Source organism: Corynebacterium sp. LK2537 (assembly GCF_040946485.1).
Lineage (GTDB): Bacteria > Actinomycetota > Actinomycetes > Mycobacteriales > Mycobacteriaceae > Corynebacterium.
The window spans coordinates 76,960-95,129 of the sequence record NZ_JAYWLQ010000005.1; the positions used below are offsets into that span (position 1 = coordinate 76,960).

Sequence of the window (18,170 nt, forward strand, 5' to 3'; positions counted from 1 at the left end):
GCCCGGTTGCAGAATCAAGCAATTCCCCCGAACTCATGCCTCGCGGTTTATCACTCGTCTATGCTAGAGTGTCATATTTCACACCAGACGAGGAGGAGAGGTAATGAGCACTCCCATCCACGGCGACGAGCTGCCTGAGCAACATAGCCCGGAGCATATTGCGCAGTCGCGCGAAGAATTCGACTTAGAGCACATCCACGAAGAGGACATCCAAGACCCGGTGGAGGGCGAAGACTCCTCCGCCGGCTCCGATCTGACGTGGGCTATCACCCTGTTCGGCACCGCGGTCGGCGCGGGCATCCTCTTTTTGCCGATTAACGCCGGCAGCTTCGGCTTCTGGCCGCTGCTTATCGCCACCGCCTTCATCGGGCCCGTGGTGTTTTTCTCCCACCGCACCTACGCGCGCATCGTCGCCGCCTCCCCCATCAAGGGCCTGGACGTTTTGCAGGTCATCACGGCGCTGACCGGGCGCAAGCGCGGGCTAGCCACGGCGCTGCTGTACTGGCTGGCCATCTACCCCACCGTGCTGATCTACGGCATCAGTATCACAAACACCGTCGACAGCTTCATCGTCAACCAGCTCGGCGGCCCGGAAATCAACCGCTGGGTGCTGGCCAGCGTCTGTATCGGCGTGCTCACCCTCGCCTTCGCCGCCGGCAAGAAGGCCGTGCTCTGGCTGGGCAACGCGCTGGTCTACCCGCTGATTATCGCCCTGGCGGTGGTCTCCATCTACCTCATCCCGCAGTGGGACCTGGCCAGCTTCTACAGCTACCAGTCGGACACGCCCCTGTGGAAGTCCCTGCTGCTTATCCTGCCGGTGCTGGTCTTCTCCTTTAGCCACATGGCGGCGCTGTCCCAGTTCGCGCTTGATGCCCAGCAGGGCCACGGCGATGACGTCGCCAGCACCGAGCGCCAGGTCTCCCGGGTGGAACTTATCACCGCCTGCCTGCTGGTGACCTTCACGATGTTTTTCGTCTGGTCCTGTTCCATGGCCATGGGCGCGGAAGGCATGGACGCCGCGGGCGAGGCCAACATCCCGATCCTGTCCTACTTCGCCAACGTTACCCACACCCCGTTCATGGCTTTCCTCGCCCCCGTGGTGGCCATCTGCGCCATCGCCTCGTCCTTCTCCGGCCACATGCTGGGCACCGAGGAGGGCACCAAGTACATCTTCCGCGTGCTCGCCCCGCGCACCGCGGACAAGCTCACGGGCAAAAAGCTCACCTACGTCATCTACGTGATGGTCTTTATCGGGTCGGTCGCCGTGGCGGTCTACAACCCGTCCATCCTGGACTTCATCTCCGTCGTCGGCGGCATCTTCGTCGCCTTCTTGGTCTACATCGTGCCCATGCTGCTCTTCCGCAAGGCCACCGCCTTCAAGCACTACGCCACCCGGCCGGACACCATCTTCGTCTTCGTCGTGGGCCTTGTCATCATGGCCGTCTCCGCCTGGGACATCGTCGCCGGCAGCTAGGACCGCCGCCGCGCTTAAACGGTCCGACGCGACTGGACCGGGAGTCTGCACGCAGGCCCGGGAGTCCGCGCGCAAAGACGCGAAGGAGGGCATCGCCGTGCTTGGCGATGCCCTCCTTTACTTTCTCGACCAGTGCCTCCCGGGTTTCGGGCGCTCTAGCTTTCCGGGGTCGTACTTTGTGCCGCGTGCCTTCCCGGCTTAGCCGCGGATGGCGAGGTTGACCTTCTGGAAGGACTTCAGGTCCGTGTAGCCGCACTTGGCCATGGCGCGTTTGAGGCCGCCGACCAGGTTGAACTGGCCGAAGGGCTCGTTCGACGGGCCGTGCAGGACCACCTCGAGGCTCGGGGCGTTGTGCTCGACCTCGCCGTCCAGGAAGTCGACGTCCAGGTCGCCCGGGACGGCGGCGGCGTAGTCCACGAAGCCGCGCGGGAAGCGCGGGTGGCCGGCCGCGGCCGGCCAGTACCAGCCCTTGCCGCCGGCCTCGCGGGCCGAGGCCAGAAGCGGGCCCAGGACGACGCCGTCGGCGCCGCAGGCCACGGCCTTGGTGATCTCGGCGGAGTTGACGAAGTCGCCGTCGGCCAACAGGTGCACGTAGCGCCCGCCGGTCTCGTCCAGGTAGTCCCGGCGCGCGGCCGCGGCATCCGCCACGGCGGTGGCCAGGGGCACGTCGATGCCGACGGCCTCCGGGTTGGTGTTCACGCCGCCGCCCACGATGACGCCGGCCGCGCCGGTGCGCATCAGGTGCAGGGCCGTGGTGTAGTCCGCCACGCCGCCGGCGATGACCGGCACGTCCAGGGAACCGATGAATTCCTTCAGGTTCAGCGGCTCGCCGCCGGTGCTGACGTGCTCGGCGGAGATCAGGGTGCCCTGGATGAACAGCAGCTCCGCGCCGGCCGCGATGACCACCGGGGCCAGCTCGCGGGCGTTTTGCGGGGACACGCGCACCGCCACGGTCACGCCGGCCTCCCGCACCTGGCGGATGCGCTCGGTCAGCAGGTCGGTGTCCAGGTCCGCGGCGTGCAGCTCCTGCAGCACGGAGTTATCCCCCGGCTGGGAATAGACCTGCTCGAGCGCGGCCTCCAGGTCCACGTGCCGGCCCCATAGGCCCTCGGCGTTGATAACGCCCAGGCCGCCCTGCTTGCCCATCTCGATGACGAATTCCGGCGTGGCCAGGGCGTCGGTCGGGTGGGAGACGAACGGGATGTCGAAGGTGTAGGCGTCGATGTGCCAGGTGGTGTCCACGTCCTTCGAGGACCGCGTGCGCCGGGTGGGCACCAGGGAAATATCGTCCAGGTCGTAGGTGCGCTGCGCCTGCCGCCCCAGTCCGATTTCTACGTAGTCGCGCATGTGCTGCTCCTTGTCTGTGAGTGTTGCGACGTTGCGGGTAGTGCTACGTGTCGTTTAACGGGTCTTCTACGCGCTGCTTAGCGGTAGTTCGGGGCCTCGGCGGTCTGCTGCAGATCGTGCGGGTGGGACTCGCGCAGGCCGGCCGCGGTGATGCGGACGAAGCGCTTGGTCTTGAGATCCGCGATGGAGGCCGAGCCGGTGTAGCCCATGGCCGCGCGCAGGCCGCCGATGATCTGGTGGGTGATCGCGTCGATCTCGCCGCGGTAAGGAACCTTGCCTTCCACGCCTTCCGGCACCAGCTTGTCCTCGCTCTTGACGTCGGCCTGGAAGTAGCGGTCCTTGGAGTAGGAGCGCTTCTCGCCGCTCAGGCCGCGGCCCTGCATGGCTCCCATGGAGCCCATGCCGCGGTAGCGCTTGTACTGCTTGCCGCCCACGACGACGATGTCGCCTGGGGCTTCCTTGGTGCCGGCGAACATGGAGCCCAGCATCACGGTGTCGGCGCCGGCGGCCAGGGCCTTGGCGACGTCGCCGGAGTACTGCATGCCGCCGTCACCGATGATCGGAACGCCGGCGGGGCCGGCTACGGCGGCGGCCTCCATGATGGCGGTGATCTGCGGCGCACCCACGCCGGCGACCACGCGGGTGGTGCAGATGGAGCCCGGGCCGATGCCGACCTTGATGGCGTCGGCGCCGGCGTCGATCATGGCCTGGGCGGCCTCGCGGGTGGCCAGGTTGCCGCCCACGACGTCGACGCGGTGGCCGAAGTCCTTCTTCACGCGGGAGACCATCTCCAGCACGCGGTTGTTGTGGGCGTGGGCGGAGTCGACGACCAGCACGTCGACGCCGGCGTCCACCAAGGCGCCGGCGCGCTCGTAGGACTCCTCGCCGGTGCCGATGCCGGCGGCGACCAGCAGGCGGCCGGAGGAATCCTTGGAGGCGTTCGGGTACTGCTCGGACTTCACGAAGTCCTTGACGGTGATGAGGCCGACCAGCACGTTGTTGTCGTCCACGATGGGCAGCTTCTCGACCTTGTTGTTCGACAGCAGCTTCAGGGCCTCGCTCTTGGACACGCCCTCCTTGGCCACCACCAGCGGCATGGAGGTCATGATGTCCGAGACCTTGCGCTGGAAGTCCGGCTCGAAGCGCATGTCGCGGTTGGTGCAGATGCCCAGCAGGACACCCTTGTCATCGACCACCGGCAGGCCGGAGATGCGGAACCGCGCGCACAGGGCGTCGACTTCCTCGATGGTCATGTCCGGCGAGGCCACCACCGGGTCGGTAACCATGCCGGACTCGGAACGCTTGACCGTTTCCACCTGCTCGGCCTGCTCCTGGGTCGACAGGTTGCGGTGCAGCACGCCGATGCCGCCCTGGCGGGCCATCGCGATAGCCATGCGCGCTTCCGTGACCGTGTCCATGGCCGCCGAGGACAGCGGGATGCCCAGCCGGATGTTGCGGGTAAACTGCGCCGAGGTGTCTACCTCCGAAGGCACGATATTGGATTCGGCCGGCAGCAGAAGCACATCATCAAAGGTCAGCCCATTGAGCAGGATCTTATCCGGGTCGTTTCCCCCAGTTTGCACGCGGTTGTCAGTCATCTTGAGTGCCCATCTCCTTAACACGAAGCCGAATTTTGGTGGTATGCACCCTAACTGTAGTGCCTTTTAGCGCCACATCGTGAGTCCGGGGGAGAATTGCCTAAGTCTGGTTGAGTAAATAGGCTTCTAAACTGTGAACTTTTTCGCCAATATGCCCCGCGACCCATTTGCCGACGACCCCAATGATCCCGCCTCCTTCCTGGAAGAAGACGAGCAGGCACAGCCGCTGAGCCAAGAGGAGCGCGCCGCCGTGATCCACGACCTCGCCTTGGTCCAGGAATTCGCCCGCGCGCTCGGGCCCCGCGGAGTGGACGGAATCTTCTTCTACTGCGAGGACTGCCAAGAAAACCACTTCTACGAGTGGGACATCATGGCCGCCAACATGCGGGCCACCCTGAACAACGAGCTCGCCCCGGTGCACGAGCCGGGCGCTGAGCCGGACCCGAACCGCTACGTGCCCTGGGACTACGCCCTGGGCTACCTGGACGGCCTCGACGCACGCTAAAACCGCCCCCGGCGAAAGGTGGGCTCCACCCCACCCCGCCAAGAGCGGTTTAGTTAAAAGACGTTTTCTAAAAGGACCTAGCTGCTACTGCTGCACCTGCGGCGGAGCGAGTTCACCGTCGTTTTCCTCCGGGGAAGCGCTCGGCTCCTCCGTGGGTTCTACCGGTGCGGGCAGCGGGTTGGGCAACCCGGTCTCGGTCACCGTAACCGTCACGGTCTGGGTGGCCTTCTCCGTCACCGTGGTCGGCTCCGGGGCAGGAGCCGGCTTGTTGGCCTCCGCGTCCTGCTCGGGCGGCAGGGTCTCGGTCACCGTCTCCGTCGGGCGCGGGCGGGCCACCCGCGACGAGCGGGCCTTGTCCTGCTTGACCTCGGCGTCGGCTTCCTTCTCTTCTGCGAGGTTGAGCATCTTGCGGGCCTCGGCCAGCAGGGACTGCGCGCCCTCCCAGTCGCCGCTGGCGGCGCGTGACTCGATCTCATCCAGCTTGCCGGCCAGCTCGACCGACTGCGGATCGTGCTGGGCACCAAAACCCTGGGTGTTGTAGACCACCGCGCCGGCCCCGGCGATAACCAGGGTAGCCGCGGCCGCACCAATGAGGCCGTGGACGAACGGGCGCGGGCGCTTGGCCTTACGGCGATCCGCCAGCGAGGCCACGGAGGCCCCCGCGGCGTTCCCCGTGCCCTCGGCCGACTCAGCGCCTTCGAGGGGAGCCACCACCGGCACCGGCGGCAGCGGCTGGTGGACCTCGTTACGCAGGTCCATGAATAACGCTGCTAGCTCGTCGCTGCCGTCACTGGGGTCTTTTCCTGCGGATAGATCGGTCAGGAAGTGATCGTCATCAACTAAGGGCTGCAGCTGATCGGCCAAGTCATTAGTGTCATCGGGCCGACGTCGCTTTGACATGATCATCCCTCCTTTCCGATCCTGCCGTGCAGGATATTTTAAAAAAATCTGGTTTTTAGTTGTTATTGAGATTCAGCCAGCCGCTTGCGCAACTGCCCGAGGGCTCGGTGCTGAGCTACCCGGACCGCGCCCGGAGTAGAACCTACGGCTGCGGCTGTTTCCTCCGCGGAAAGGCCCACGAACACCCTTAAAATCACAATGTTGCGAGCCTTTTCACTTAATGTATCGAGTAACTCGCGAACTCTGTTACTTCCATCTGTAACCAGCGCGTATTCCTCCGGGCTGTGGCCGGAGGCCGTCTGTTCCGGCAGGTCCTCGGTGGGCACCGAGTGGTCGCGCCCCAAGTTGCGGTGCGCGTCCGCCACCTTGTTAAAAGCGATGCCGTAGACGTAGGCCATGAACGGCCGCCCCTTGTCCTCGTACTTGGGCAGGGAGGTCGCCACGGCGAGGCAGACCTCTTGCGCCACGTCGTCGGCCGTCGGGTGGCGGTGGCCGCCGATCCGGGCGCGGCAGTACCGCACCACCTGGGGGTGGATTAGGCGGATGATCTCTTGCAGAGCTCGGCGATCACCCGATACCGCCGACGGCACGAGGGCCGCTAGCTCGGTCTCGGAATCACTCACGGTTGGGCTCTACTTTCTCAGTTACGGTTTCACAGCAGCACGGTGGCCCGGGCACCCGTTTTAGGGCGTGGGAGCGGGCACCGGATCGGTTCGGAAATTAGCCGTCTCAGAACTATACCGATGATCAGCGTCTAATTCATCATCGTGATTTTACTTTTAGTTACGGCACGGAGTCTGCCACCTGGCTCTTTCTACCCCGAAGGTAGTAGCCCACGCCGTGGTAGACAAAGTTCACCAAACTTTAACCTTTGCGCATATGGCCAGGCCAGGCAACTAATTACCAAGATTTACATAACCAGAAAACCAGCTGGCAACCAGCTGGCAACCAAACGTTTACCAATCCGGACCACACTGCCAAATCGGAATACTTCAAGTCCCGAATTAACCAATTGAGGAGATTTCGTCGTGTCACAGCCGCATCTGCTTCCCGGACCCAACGCAGATTTTTGGGAATGGCAACTGCATGGAGCATGCCGCGGGAAGAACTCGGATGTTTTCTACCACCCGGACGGGGAACGCGGCCGTGCCCGCGCGCAGCGTGAAAACCGCGCGAAGGCCATCTGCAACGCGTGCCCGGTCATCGAGCTGTGCCGCGAGCACGCCCTCCAGTCCGCTGAGCCCTACGGCGTCTGGGGCGGCATGTCCGAGTCCGAGCGCTCCCACGCCCTGCGCGCCCGTAATAAGCGCGCCCAGGTCACCAAGGTCGCCCCGGTTTCCGTCTAGGCGGTTTCCCGTTAGGGCTTGACCCCTACCGCCACTGGCGCACAGGCCACCGCGCTGCCCCATAGTGCAGCCTGCTGCCCTGCGCCCGGTGGCGCCTTTTTGTGGCTGCCTAGACCTCGTGGGCCAGGTAACGGGCCAGGTAGCTGCCGGTGACCGAGTCCGCGACTTCGGTGAGCCCGCGCAGGCTCGTGCTGGCCACGACGCGGCCGCCGGCCGAGCCGGCCCCGGGACCCAAATCGATGACGTGATCGGCGTGGGCGATAACCGCCGGGTGGTGCTCGACGCAGACAACGGTGTGCCCGCTGTCGACGAGTTCGTCCAAAAGCTCCAGCAGCACCTGCGTGTCCAGCAGGTGCAGGCCGGTGGTCGGCTCGTCCAGGATGAGCACGTCGGCCGTCGCCTTCTTATCGGCCATATGCACGGCCAGCTTCAGCCGCTGGCGCTCCCCGCCCGACAGGGTGTTGAGCGGCTGGCCTAGGTGGATATAGCCCAGGCCGACGGTACGCAGGATCTCGCAGATTTTCGCCGCGGCCGGCACCCGGGATTCCTTGGCGGCGAAGAACTCGGCGGCCTCCGCGGCGGGCATGTCAAGGACCTCGGCGATGTTTAAGCCGCCGAAGGTATACGCCAGCACCTCCGCGGAAAAGCGCTTACCCTCGCAGACCTCGCAGGGCACGTCGACCCCGGTCATCACGCCCAGCTCCACGTAGACCACCCCGGCGCCGTTGCAGTTCGGGCAGGCGCCGGCGGAGTTGGCCGAAAACAGCGCGGGCTTAACCTCGTTCGCCTTGGCGAAGGCCTTGCGGATGGGCTCGAGCGCGCCCGTGTAAGTCGCCGGGTTCGAGCGCCTCGACCCGGTGATGGTGGCTTGGTCGACCATGAGGACGCGGCCGTCCTCTATAAGCTGCTGCGGCAGGCAGGCCAGCAGCGAGGACTTGCCCGAGCCGGCCACGCCGGTAATGGCGGTGAGCACCCCGGTGGGGATGTCGACGTCGAGGTCGCGCAGGTTGTTTTCGCTCGCGCCGCGCACCTCGATGGCCCCGGTGGGCGTGCGGACCTCCTCCTTGAGGCCGGTCTGCAGGCCCAGCGCCCGCGCGGTAGCCGTGTCCGCCTTTGCGAGTTGCTCGACGGTGCCGGTGAAGACGACCTCGCCGCCGCTCTGCCCGGCGCCGGGGCCGAGCTCCACCACGTAGTCGGCGATGTCGATGGTCGCGCGCTTGTGCTCGACCACGAGGACGGTATTGCCCTTGTCCCGCAGGCGCAGCAGCAGGCGGTTGAGGCGCTCGATGTCCTGCGGGTGCAGGCCCGCGGTCGGCTCGTCGAAGACGTAGGTGATATCCGTCAGCGCCGAGCCCAAGTGCCGGACCATGCGGGTGCGCTGCGCTTCCCCGCCCGAGAGGGTGCCCGCCGGCCGGTCTAGGCTGAGGTAGCCCAGGCCGATCTCCACGGCGCTGTTGACCGCCTGGCGCAGGTTGTCCACCAGTGGGGCCACGCGGGCATCTTCCAGGCTCTCCAGCCAGGAGTAGACCTCGGTCAGCTCCCATTGGGAGACCTCCGCGAGGGAAACACCCGCGATATAGGACCGGCGGGCGTGCTCGGCCAGGCGGGTTCCCTCGCAGGCCGGGCAGTCGACGAAGCGGGCGGCGCGCTCGACGAACTCCCGCATCTGTTTGGGCAGCTGCTGCGGGTCTTTGGACAGCGTCGAGCCCTCCAGCCTCGGTACCAGGCCCTGGTAGGAGATGTTGATGCCGTTGACCTTCACCTTGACGTCGTCGAGGTAGTACAGCGCGTGCTTTTGTCCGTCGGTGAACTCGGCGACGGGCACGTCCGTGGGGTACAGCCCGGACTGGGCGTAGCTCTGCCAGGTCCAGGAGCCGACCTTGAGGCGCGGGACGATGATGGCGCCGTCGTCGAGGCTGAGCGTCTCATCCACTAGCGCCGTGAGATCAATGTCGGTGACCCGGCCGGTGCCGCTGCAGTCCGGGCACATGCCGCCGGTGCGCTGGAAATGGGTGACTTCCTTCTTCGCGCCGGCCTTCTCGACCTGGATGGCGCCCTGCGCGCTCACGGAGGGCACGTTGAAGGAATAGGCGGCCGGGCCGCCGGCGTTCGGCTCCGCGATGCGGGAGAACAGCACGCGCAGCATACCGGTGATATCCGTGGCCGTGCCGAAGGTGGAGCGCGCGTTGGCCGCCAGCGGCTCCTGGCCTACCACGATGGCGGCGGTCAGGCCCTCGAGGCGGTCGACATCGGGGCGGGCGGTCTGCGGCATAAAGCCTTGGACGAAGCCGGGGTAGGTCTCATTGACCAGCCGCTGGGACTCGGCCGCGATGGTGTCGAAGACCAGGCTGGATTTGCCGGAGCCCGACAGCCCGACGAAGACGGTCAGCTGGCGCTTCGGGATATCGACGCTGATATCGCGCAGGTTGTTATCCCGCGCGCCGGTGACGCGGATGAATTCTTGTTGTGGCACGAGACATAGCTTAAAGCACGATGAAGGGCCCCGCCGGCTGGCTAGCCGGGCGGGGCCCTCGGGCTCTTTTCAAGCGGAAGGTCCGCCGATTACTCGGCGGAGCCGGTCTCCCGCGCGCGTGAGCTCACGCGGTTTTAGTGATGGTGGTGGTGGCCCTGGGAGGACTCTTCTTCCTCGGCGGGCTTTTCCACGACGGAAGCGTCGGTGGTCAGCACCATGCGTGCCACGGAGGTGGCGTTGACGACGGCGGAGTGGGTGACCTTGACCGGGTCGATGATGCCGTTGTCGATGAGGTTGCCGTACTCCAGGGTGTGGGCGTTGAAGCCTTCACCGTTGGGCATCTCGGCCACGCGGTTGGTGACCACGGCGCCGTCCTCACCGGCGTTGGTGGCGATCCAGTAGGCCGGGCGGGACAGCGCCTTGGCTACGGAGAGCACGCCGGTCTTGGCCTCGCCCTCGAAGTCCTGGGCGAAGGTCTCCAGCTCGCGCGCGATCTGGACCAGGGCGGAGCCGCCGCCGGCGATGACGCCTTCCTCGACCGCGGCGCGCGCGGCGTTGATGGCGTCCTCGACGCGGAGCTTGCGCTCGTTGACCTCGGTCTCGGTGGCGGCGCCGACGCGGATGACGGCCACGCCGCCGGACAGCTTGGCCAGGCGCTCCTCGAGCTTTTCCTTGTCCCAGGTGGAGTCGGTGCGCTCGATCTCGCGGCGGATCTGGCCGCGGCGCTCCTCGACGGCCTCGGCGGTGCCGGCGCCGTCGACCAGGACGGTGTCTTCCTTGGTCACGGTCACGCGGCGTGCGGAGCCCAGAACCTCGAGGCCCACCTCGTTGAGGTTGATGCCCAGCTCCGGGTCCACGACGGTGGCGCCGGTGACGACGGCCAGGTCGTCCATGAAGGCCTTGCGGCGGTCGCCGAAGTACGGGGCCTTCACGCCCACGACCTTCAGGACCTTGCGGATGGAGTTGACCACCAGGGCCTGCAGCGGCTCGCCCTCGATGTCCTCGGCCATAATCAGGGTCGGCTTGCCGGACTCGGCGATCTTCTCCAGCAGCGGCAGGAAGTCCGGCAGGGAGGAGATCTTGTTGCGCACCAGCAGGATCTGGGCGTCGTCGAGCACGGCGTGGTTGGTCTCTTCCTCCGTCGCGAAGTACGGGGAGAGGTAGCCCTTGTCGAAGGAGATACCTTCGGTGACATCCACGGTGGACTCCATGGTCTGGGATTCCTCCACGGTGACCACGCCGTCCTTGCCGACCTTTTCCATCGCGCCGGCGACCATCTCGCCGATCTCCGGGTCGCGGGAAGAAACCGTGGCGACCTGGGCGATTTCGGAGGCGGAGTTAACCGGGGTGGCGCGTTTCTTGAGCTCTTCCACGGTCTTCTCGGCAGCCGCGGCAATGCCGCGGTTCAGCTCGACCGGGTTAGCGCCGGCGGCCACGTTACGCAGGCCTTCGAAGACCAGCGCCTGGGCCAGAAGCGTCGCGGTCGTGGTGCCGTCGCCGGCGATGTCGTTGGTCTTGACGGCCACGGACTTGACCAGCTGGGCGCCCAGGTTGGCGAAGGGCTCGTCCAGGTCGATGTCGCGGGCGATGGTCACGCCGTCGTTGGTGACGGTCGGGCCGCCGAAGGCCTTGGACAGAACCACGTTGCGGCCGCGCGGGCCCAGGGTGACCTTGACGGCGTCGGCCAGGGTGTCGACGCCGCGCTGGATGCCCTCGCGGGCCTCCTGATCAAATGCAATGAGTTTTGCCATTAGTGGCTACACCACCTTTTACTTTTCGATAACGGCGAGCAGGTCGCGAGCGGACAGCAGCAGGTACTCCTGGCCGTCGTATTTCAGCTCGGTGCCACCGAACTTGGAGAAGATAACGGTGTCGCCTTCGTTGACGCCCACCGGGACGACCTCACCCTTGTCATTGGTGCGGCCCGGGCCGACGGCAATGACGGTCGCCTCTTGCGGCTTTTCCTTAGCCGAGTCCGGGATTACCAGGCCGGAAGCGGTAGTGGTTTCCGCTTCGACGATCTGGACCAGAACTTTATCTTCCAGCGGCTTGATGTTTGCCATGGTGTGATTCCTCCGTTTATGAATCAATGAGTTGTATGTGCCGGTTGCATGCATTGCCAGCACAGCCGTCGTCGCGGGTGAACAACTGTGGGTCAAACAACCTATCTAGCACTCTACCCGCGCGACTGCTAACCGACAACAACACCATTCCCCCGCCGCGCACACGCCCGCCACTCCCCTGCACCACCGGGCCGCAAAGCCATACTGCCCCACCCAGCCACACTGCCGGGTCCCTCCCCGGCCGCGGCCCAACAAAACACGCAAAAAGCCCCGCCGGCAGCTCGTGCAAGCCACCAGCGGGGCCAAGAGCAAGCCCTGCGCTTTAAACCGTCAGGGTGCTACTAGCAGGAGACCTGGGCGACGGTGAAGCCCATGGTCTTGGCCAGCCCGCCCAGGGAGGTCTCCTTGTACTTGGAGAGCATGTCCCGGCCGGTTTCTGCCATGGTCGTGACCGCGTTGTCCAGGGAGACAACGTGGGGGCCCTCGCCGCGCTTGGCCAGACGGGCGGAGTTGATGGCTTTGACGGCGCCGACGGCGTTGCGCTCGATGCAGGGGATCTGCACCAGACCGCCGATGGGGTCGCAGGTCAGGCCGAGGTTGTGCTCGAGCGCGATCTCGGCGGCGTTTTCCACCTGGGCCGGCGTGCCACCCAGCAGCTCAGCCATGCCGGCGGCCGCCATGGAGGAAGCAGAGCCGACCTCGCCCTGGCAGCCGACCTCGGCGCCGGAGATAGAAGCGTTCGTCTTGATGATGATGGCCACCGCGCCGGCAGTCAGCAGGTAGCGGTGCACGCTGTGCTTGTTGAAGCCGCGCTGGAAGTCCCGCGCGTAGTGCAGCACGGCCGGCAGGATGCCGCAGGCACCGTTGGTCGGGGCAGTAATCACGCGGCCGCCGGCAGCGTTCTGCTCGTTGACGGCCAGCGCGTAGAGGTCCACCCAGTCCATGGCCTCCAGGCCGGAGTCCTCCTCCTCGCGCTGAGCCAGCAGGTCCTGGTAGAGCTTCGGCGCACGGCGCGGGACCAGGAGACCGCCCGGCAGGATGCCGTCGGTCTCGATGCCCTGGGATACGGCCTGCTGCATGACCTCCCAGACCCGGTCCAGGTGGGCCAGCACGAAGTCCTCGCCACCTTCGTCGGCGTGGAGGAAGGCCTCGTTAGCCAGCATGATCTCCCAGATTGCCAGGTCGTGCTTCTCGCACAGCTCCAGCAGCTCATCGCCAGTGTCGAACTCGTAGGGCGCGCGCATGTTCTCCGGCATGGGCGTCGGGTTCTCCGCGGCCAGCTTGGACGCCTCCAGCTCCGCACGGGTCTGGATGAAGCCGCCGCCAACGGAGAAGTACGGCACGCCCTCAGCAATGCACTTGCCGTCGGCGTCGTAGGCCGAGAACAACATACAGTTCGGGTGGCCCGGGAAGGGCTCGTTGTCGAAGACCAGGCTGTAGTCCATGGTCCCGGTCGGGCCGGTGACACTACCCTCGCGCGGGATGTTAGTGCCGGCGACCGGCTCCGCGTCCAGCGGCACGTCCAGCGGAGTCCAGCCCACCATGCCGAGGATGACCGCGCGGTCCGTGGCGTGTCCCAGGCCGGTGGCCGAAAGGGAGCCGCGCAGCTCGCAGCGCACCAGCGCCGGGTATTCGACCAGCGAGTCCACGAAGGCCTTGGCCGCGCGCATGGGGCCGACCGTGTGCGAGGACGACGGGCCGATACCGATACTGAAGATGTCAGTCACTGTCAGGGTCATGAGGTACTCCTTTTGGTTGCTCCACTCGTGGCTCGCGCGCCTGCCGCAACCAGGTAGGGGTGCGAAGAAATTATCGCGACCGGGCGCGCCGCCTCTCACCGCCCATCCTAACGGCAAAAGCGACGCTAGGCACGTTCGCAACAGATTGTCATCTAGCTCAAGTTTTTGAGCCGTTGACCTGCCACTTTTGCCAATTGCACAAAAATTATCACCGACCCCTGTCAGGAGCCGGTGAGTGAAGGTCGCGCGACGCAGCAAAACCGCGCCCGCGGCCTTAGGCCTGCTTGTCCGTGTTGATCACGGCCGCGCGCCAGAGCTGGTATTCCTCCGGGTTGTCCTCGCGGTAGTTCAGCACGGCGCGAATGGAGTTTTCCACCCCTTCGACGATGTCATCAGTGATGTCGTCGCCTTCGGCACCCACGAAGATCACCGAGCCGGAAATCGCCCGAATCGGGTCCTGCAGGAAGGCCGAGTTGCCAGTATCAGCGGTAATACGCGCCAACGATGCCACCGGGTTCGGCTCCGCGCCCTCAGCGCGGGCATCCGGGTTGAACAGCGCAGCGTAGGTCGAGCCATCTTCCTGGAAGGCCACCGCCACGCGGTCTTCAGTGGCCCCACCCAGGAACTGGTTAGCATGCTCCAGCTCGAAGGTGATCTTGCGGCGGGTCAGGTCCGGGTTGACAAGGAATCCAATAGTCATAATTCCTAAAACTAGCCGGCCCACCAGAAAACCACACTCTGAGCAGGGAAAACTTTGGGTTAACATTCCGTGAACCAGGGGTCAATAATCTCGACGGCAGACTCTCTTATACTCAATTGCAAACAACTAGTTTGAACTGATCCTTTGGGACACAGGCACGGCGGTTCCTAGCGCCATTTACTTGTCAGGTTTATCGCCCTTCTTGCGTTGTAACTGGGTCAATACGAGACCAGCCAGAAACAGAAACGCAGAGATACCAACAATCCGTAGACCACTGGTGCCTGTATCCGTAACTCCTTTCTCGCACTTCCGGACAGAAGCAGACTGTTCAGCAAACTGGCCATTGGAGTTCTCATCTACATTCCCCTGTTGACTCAGCCCTCTTTCCAACTTCGAAGGTATATAGTTTGCTGCGTCCCAAGCCACAACGGCCGCCCATAAATACGTGGCAGTCATCAGAAAAAGTTTGACCAAAACCCAAGGTGCCGAAGACAGTGTTATCGAGGAAATAATTACCGACAAGAACGTTAAAGCTAAAAGTAAAACAAAGTAATAGGGGGGCCTATTCTGATCCCTTTCAGAGGTCTGATCTATTGACACTCCAAAGTAACAGAAAGCTACGATAGCTAATGTCAACGAGCCAACACCAAAGATGATCCAGTGCTGTCGGCCCCAATCCCCAAGAAACCAATTACTAAAAAACGCGGCGAAGTTGGTCCAGAAAAAGAGAAACACTTGGTAGAAGATCAATCCCCATTTACCAACACGGTGCTTCGTCATTTGCCCTCGCTCAATGCTATCTACTTTTCCAGTAAGGTCTAGCGATTCAGATTCCATGCCACTCTCCCTAAAAACAAGTGCTCCACCAGAACAAAGTATCTTCTGCTAGCCATTTCGCCCATCTGCTAAGAGAAGAAAATTTGAGCAAGCAGAAGACCGAACTAGAACTCAACTCCCCACGCGAGTCAACATCTGCTTAAAGAGTCGAAACCAGCAGAAACCTCGTTCACCTCGGGATAACCTCCAATAGGAATTTCTCGAAGAGGGCCTGCGCCTCGCGCAATACCCCAGGGGGCTACTCCGAAAGAGAGATCAGGAGTCTAGGAACCCGCCACCACCAGCGGGGTCTCAACCTCCAGCTGGGTGTCCGTGGCGGTGGCGAGGCCGGAGGGCTCGGCGCCTTCGGTGATGAGTTGGGCGGCGACGGCGGCGATCATGACGCCGTTGTCGGTGCAGAGTTTGAAGCTCGGGACGCGCAGCTCGATGCCGGCTGCGGCGCAGCGCTTGGCGGCCAGTTCGCGCAGCCGGGAGTTGGCGGCCACTCCGCCGCCCAGCAGCAGGACGCCGGCGCCGGTGTCCTGGCAGGCGCGCACGGCCTTGGCGGTGAGCACGTCGCAGACGGCCTCCTGGAAGGAGGCGCAGGTGTCTTCCACGGAGATGACCTCGCCGTTGCGCTCGGCCTGCTCGACGTAGCGGGCCACGGCGGTCTTTAAGCCGGAGAAGGAGAAGTCGTGGCGGTGGTCGCCGCGCAGATCCTCGGCCTTGCTCAGCCCGCGGGGGAACATGATGGTGGGCTCGCCGCGGGCGGCGAGCTTGTCGATGACTGGCCCGCCCGGATACCCCAGGCCCAGCAGGCGGGAGACTTTGTCATAGGCCTCGCCGGCGGCATCGTCAAGCGTGGTGCCTAGCTCCCGCATGGGGCGGCCGACGGCTTCGACCTCCAGCAGCTGGGTGTGCCCGCCGGAGACCAACAGGGCCACCGCGTGCGGCAGCGGCTTGCCCTCCAGGTTGGCTACGGCGACGTGGCCGCCCAGGTGGTTGACCCCGTAGAAGGGCACGCCCCAGGCGGCGGCATAGGCCTTCGCCGCGGAGGCGCCGACCAACAGCGCGCCGGCCAGGCCCGGGCCTACGGTGGCGGCCACGGCATCGGGGCGCTCAATACCGGCCTGGCGCAGGGCCTCCTCCATCACCTGGGGCATGGCCTCCAGGTGGGCGCGGGAAGCGATCTCCGGCACGACGCCGCCGAAGCGGGCGTGCTGCTGCATGGACGAGGCCACCGCGTCCGCCAGCACGTGCATCTGCCCGGCCTCGTCGACCTCCACGATGCCGACGCCAGTCTCGTCGCAGGAGGACTCGATTCCCAATACGATCATTGCCGTTCGCCTTCTTTAGTTTCTTGTCATTCCCACCCGGCCGCGCTGGGGCCCGGCACCAGGCTGGTTGTTGTTCTCTAGTTGCTGGTTCTCTGGTTGCTGGCGGGCTGCCCGCCTTCTCGCTTATAAGTGTAGGCATCCGCGCCGGAGGGTTGGTAATAGTTGCGGCGCACGCCCAGCCGGTCAAAGCCATAGGCCTCGTACAGGCTAATCGCCGGCACGTTGTCCACGCGCACTTCCAAAAAGATCGGGGCCTTCTCACGGTCGGCGATGTAGCAGATATTGTCCATCATCATCCGGCCAATACCGCGGCGCTGGTGCGCCGGATCCGTGCCAATGGTGTGGATTTCGTACTCCGGGTCATCGGCCGGGCCCATCCGCCCGATGCCCGCGTAGCCGACCAACAGATCCGCCTCGGTATCCTGCGCGCCTAGGTAAAAGGTGTGCGGCTGGCGGAACTCCGCCTGGAAGACCTCTTGCGACCAGGGGGTCTCCCCCGGGAAGAGCACGGTTTCCAGCTCGGCGCACCGGGCGGCGTCGGATGCTTCTAACTTCCGCAGGACGAGGCTCACAGCTCGACCTCGGGGATGGCCGCCGAGCGCGGCTTCGGCGCCGGCTCCTTGGCGTCGGGCCGGCGCAGGTACAGCGGCACCAGCGGCACCGGCTGCGCGCTAAAGTCCACGGCCGCTGCCAGCGCGCCCGGGCGCGGGTTCAGCGCCGGGTGCACGGCGGCGTGCCACTTCTCCGGCAGCCGCTCCCCCAGCGCCGCCGGGATAAAGATGGCAGTCACGGTGTCCGGGAAGTCCACGTCCTCCGGCCGAGCCACGTCCGGCCCGCTGACCCGCTCGGTGCCGCGGTAGACGGAGTAGTAGATCTCCTTGCGGCGGGCATCGGTAGCCACCACGAACTCGCCGCCGCCCTGGGCGGCCGCGGCCACTGCGATGGCGTCGTGCGAGCAGAGCCCATAGACCGGGATGCCGCGGGCCTGCGCCAGGGCCGAGGCCGTGGCCATCCCGACGCGCAGGCCGGTAAACGGCCCCGGGCCGCAGCCGGCCACGACGGCGTCCAGCTGGGAATAGTCCCCGCCCAGCAGCTGGTCGATGGTGGGCATCAGCAGCTCATTGTGGGCGCGGGTGTCCTCAACGGTCGCGTCCGGGACCGCCGACGGTTGGGCACCAGCCGCGTTGCCCGGCTGGGCCGGGTCGATGTCCACCAGACCGGTGACCAGGTCCGTAGTGGAGGTGTCGATGCACAGAACCCGCATTAGGACGCCAGGACCCAGGTTCCGTCTTGGTTCTGCATGAACGGCAGCAGGGAGAAGCCGTTGATGACCGGCGGGACCTGCTGGGAGCACAGGTCAACCTCGCTGCGGTCCAGCTTCTCCGGGAAGCTGTTCAGGTCCTCGTCCAGGGCCACCAGGTAGTTGGTGTCCTCCGGGACCTTGCCGTCCACCAGGTCCAGCTCGTCCGGGTTCAGGCCGAAGGCCTCCTGCAGCTCATCGCCGGAAACGCCCGGGCAGACAAACGCCACGGCGGTCCACTCCTCGCCGTAGACATCCGCCGGGGACAGGGCCGTGCCGTGCAGGCCCTTGTTCTTGGTCTCTTCCAGGATGTGGCCCACGCGGCCGACCGGCTCGTCGGCGCGGGCGGCGGTCCAGCCGACCAGGCCCAGGATGGCGATGAGGAAGCCGACGGTGACGACGGCCACCAGTGCGGCGGCTGACTTGGACAGTTTCATCATGGTGACTCCTTCTGCGTGACAGTCGTACGCCCGACTATCGGATTAGTTCTATGGGGATTAAGTGCCTAGACAGGCTTGGGCATTGTTTTTACGCCCTGTAATGGTACATCGTGCAGGTTCCGCGAGTGTGTG

The 18,170-nt window shown here is 65.1% G+C and carries 17 protein-coding genes; 3 read left to right on the top strand and 14 right to left on the bottom strand.

Features of this window, described 5'->3' with window-relative positions:
- Positions 1 to 103: 103 nt before the first annotated feature.
- On the top strand, positions 104 to 1,474 hold the full coding sequence (locus tag VVS03_RS07905; protein WP_368520830.1) for an amino acid permease: 1,371 nt from the start codon (positions 104 to 106) through the stop codon (positions 1,472 to 1,474).
- 198 nt (positions 1,475 to 1,672) lie between these two features.
- On the opposite strand, the gene VVS03_RS07910 is transcribed toward VVS03_RS07905, so the two are convergent.
- A complete protein-coding gene (locus VVS03_RS07910; RefSeq protein WP_368534283.1) occupies positions 1,673 to 2,821 on the bottom strand; it encodes a GuaB3 family IMP dehydrogenase-related protein in 1,149 nt (382 codons plus the stop codon).
- Between the two features lie 77 nt (positions 2,822 to 2,898).
- Positions 2,899 to 4,419, bottom strand: coding sequence for an IMP dehydrogenase (gene guaB, locus VVS03_RS07915; RefSeq protein WP_368520828.1), 1,521 nt, complete (start codon positions 4,417 to 4,419; stop codon positions 2,899 to 2,901).
- A 133-nt stretch (positions 4,420 to 4,552) separates the two neighbouring features.
- Here guaB and VVS03_RS07920 point away from each other — a divergent pair, with 133 nt between their 5' ends.
- Positions 4,553 to 4,924 carry a DUF5319 domain-containing protein gene (locus VVS03_RS07920; protein WP_368520827.1) on the top strand — a complete coding sequence of 124 codons (372 nt, stop codon included), beginning with the start codon at positions 4,553 to 4,555 and terminating at the stop codon, positions 4,922 to 4,924.
- Between the two features lie 84 nt (positions 4,925 to 5,008).
- On the opposite strand, the gene VVS03_RS07925 is transcribed toward VVS03_RS07920, so the two are convergent.
- Together VVS03_RS07925 and VVS03_RS07930 are read right to left on the bottom strand one after the other, a co-directional pair.
- Positions 5,009 to 5,824: a hypothetical protein gene (locus VVS03_RS07925; protein WP_368534282.1), complete on the bottom strand. Its 816-nt coding sequence runs from the start codon at positions 5,822 to 5,824 to the stop codon at positions 5,009 to 5,011.
- A gap of 62 nt (positions 5,825 to 5,886) precedes the next feature.
- On the bottom strand, positions 5,887 to 6,447 hold the full coding sequence (locus VVS03_RS07930) for a sigma-70 family RNA polymerase sigma factor (protein ID WP_368534281.1): 561 nt from the start codon (positions 6,445 to 6,447) through the stop codon (positions 5,887 to 5,889).
- Between the two features lie 405 nt (positions 6,448 to 6,852).
- Between VVS03_RS07930 and VVS03_RS07935 the strand changes: the two genes are divergently transcribed.
- Positions 6,853 to 7,170: a WhiB family transcriptional regulator gene (locus VVS03_RS07935; protein ID WP_368520824.1), complete on the top strand. Its 318-nt coding sequence runs from the start codon at positions 6,853 to 6,855 to the stop codon at positions 7,168 to 7,170.
- Positions 7,171 to 7,279: 109 nt separating this feature from the next.
- Here the strand turns inward: VVS03_RS07935 and VVS03_RS07940 are convergent, their stop codons facing one another.
- From VVS03_RS07940 to VVS03_RS07985, 10 genes are all read right to left on the bottom strand, one after another.
- Positions 7,280 to 9,643 (bottom strand): ATP-binding cassette domain-containing protein, encoded by a 2,364-nt coding sequence (locus VVS03_RS07940; RefSeq protein WP_368534280.1) that lies wholly within the window; start codon positions 9,641 to 9,643, stop codon positions 7,280 to 7,282.
- Between the two features lie 134 nt (positions 9,644 to 9,777).
- Positions 9,778 to 11,394, bottom strand: coding sequence for a chaperonin GroEL (gene groL, locus VVS03_RS07945; protein WP_290224835.1), 1,617 nt, complete (start codon positions 11,392 to 11,394; stop codon positions 9,778 to 9,780).
- 18 nt (positions 11,395 to 11,412) lie between these two features.
- On the bottom strand, positions 11,413 to 11,706 hold the full coding sequence (groES, locus tag VVS03_RS07950; protein WP_070769183.1) for a co-chaperone GroES: 294 nt from the start codon (positions 11,704 to 11,706) through the stop codon (positions 11,413 to 11,415).
- Between the two features lie 341 nt (positions 11,707 to 12,047).
- Complete coding sequence (locus tag VVS03_RS07955) at positions 12,048 to 13,445, bottom strand: L-serine ammonia-lyase (RefSeq protein ID WP_368534279.1); 1,398 nt, start codon at positions 13,443 to 13,445, stop codon at positions 12,048 to 12,050.
- Positions 13,446 to 13,719: 274 nt separating this feature from the next.
- Positions 13,720 to 14,145, bottom strand: a complete 426-nt coding sequence (locus VVS03_RS07960; RefSeq protein WP_368520820.1) for a hypothetical protein — start codon at positions 14,143 to 14,145, stop codon at positions 13,720 to 13,722.
- A 177-nt stretch (positions 14,146 to 14,322) separates the two neighbouring features.
- Complete coding sequence (locus VVS03_RS07965; RefSeq protein ID WP_368534278.1) at positions 14,323 to 14,982, bottom strand: hypothetical protein; 660 nt, start codon at positions 14,980 to 14,982, stop codon at positions 14,323 to 14,325.
- Between the two features lie 263 nt (positions 14,983 to 15,245).
- Positions 15,246 to 16,298, bottom strand: coding sequence for a tRNA (adenosine(37)-N6)-threonylcarbamoyltransferase complex transferase subunit TsaD (tsaD, locus tag VVS03_RS07970; RefSeq protein WP_368534277.1), 1,053 nt, complete (start codon positions 16,296 to 16,298; stop codon positions 15,246 to 15,248).
- A gap of 77 nt (positions 16,299 to 16,375) precedes the next feature.
- On the bottom strand, positions 16,376 to 16,870 hold the full coding sequence (rimI, locus tag VVS03_RS07975; protein ID WP_368534276.1) for a ribosomal protein S18-alanine N-acetyltransferase: 495 nt from the start codon (positions 16,868 to 16,870) through the stop codon (positions 16,376 to 16,378).
- Positions 16,867 to 17,562 (bottom strand): tRNA (adenosine(37)-N6)-threonylcarbamoyltransferase complex dimerization subunit type 1 TsaB, encoded by a 696-nt coding sequence (gene tsaB / locus VVS03_RS07980; RefSeq protein ID WP_368534275.1) that lies wholly within the window; start codon positions 17,560 to 17,562, stop codon positions 16,867 to 16,869. The genes rimI and tsaB overlap by 4 nt, the downstream gene beginning before the upstream one ends.
- Positions 17,562 to 18,038, bottom strand: coding sequence for a hypothetical protein (locus tag VVS03_RS07985; RefSeq protein ID WP_368534274.1), 477 nt, complete (start codon positions 18,036 to 18,038; stop codon positions 17,562 to 17,564). The genes tsaB and VVS03_RS07985 overlap by 1 nt, the downstream gene beginning before the upstream one ends.
- Positions 18,039 to 18,170: the final 132 nt, after the last annotated feature.

What these genes read in the sequence shown, in the direction of transcription:
- VVS03_RS07905 (WP_368520830.1), top strand. Translation starts at nt 104, where the DNA reads ATGAGCACTCCCATCCACGGCGACGAGCTGCCTGAGCAACATAGCCCG.
- VVS03_RS07910 (WP_368534283.1), bottom strand. Translation starts at nt 2,821, where the DNA reads ATGCGCGACTACGTAGAAATCGGACTGGGGCGGCAGGCGCAGCGCACC.
- guaB (WP_368520828.1), bottom strand. Translation starts at nt 4,419, where the DNA reads ATGACTGACAACCGCGTGCAAACTGGGGGAAACGACCCGGATAAGATC.
- VVS03_RS07925 (WP_368534282.1), bottom strand. Translation starts at nt 5,824, where the DNA reads ATGTCAAAGCGACGTCGGCCCGATGACACTAATGACTTGGCCGATCAG.
- groL (WP_290224835.1), bottom strand. Translation starts at nt 11,394, where the DNA reads ATGGCAAAACTCATTGCATTTGATCAGGAGGCCCGCGAGGGCATCCAG.
- groES (WP_070769183.1), bottom strand. Translation starts at nt 11,706, where the DNA reads ATGGCAAACATCAAGCCGCTGGAAGATAAAGTTCTGGTCCAGATCGTC.
- VVS03_RS07955 (WP_368534279.1), bottom strand. Translation starts at nt 13,445, where the DNA reads ATGACCCTGACAGTGACTGACATCTTCAGTATCGGTATCGGCCCGTCG.
- VVS03_RS07960 (WP_368520820.1), bottom strand. Translation starts at nt 14,145, where the DNA reads ATGACTATTGGATTCCTTGTCAACCCGGACCTGACCCGCCGCAAGATC.
- VVS03_RS07965 (WP_368534278.1), bottom strand. Translation starts at nt 14,982, where the DNA reads ATGGAATCTGAATCGCTAGACCTTACTGGAAAAGTAGATAGCATTGAG.
- tsaD (WP_368534277.1), bottom strand. Translation starts at nt 16,298, where the DNA reads ATGATCGTATTGGGAATCGAGTCCTCCTGCGACGAGACTGGCGTCGGC.
- tsaB (WP_368534275.1), bottom strand. Translation starts at nt 17,562, where the DNA reads ATGCGGGTTCTGTGCATCGACACCTCCACTACGGACCTGGTCACCGGT.
- VVS03_RS07985 (WP_368534274.1), bottom strand. Translation starts at nt 18,038, where the DNA reads ATGATGAAACTGTCCAAGTCAGCCGCCGCACTGGTGGCCGTCGTCACC.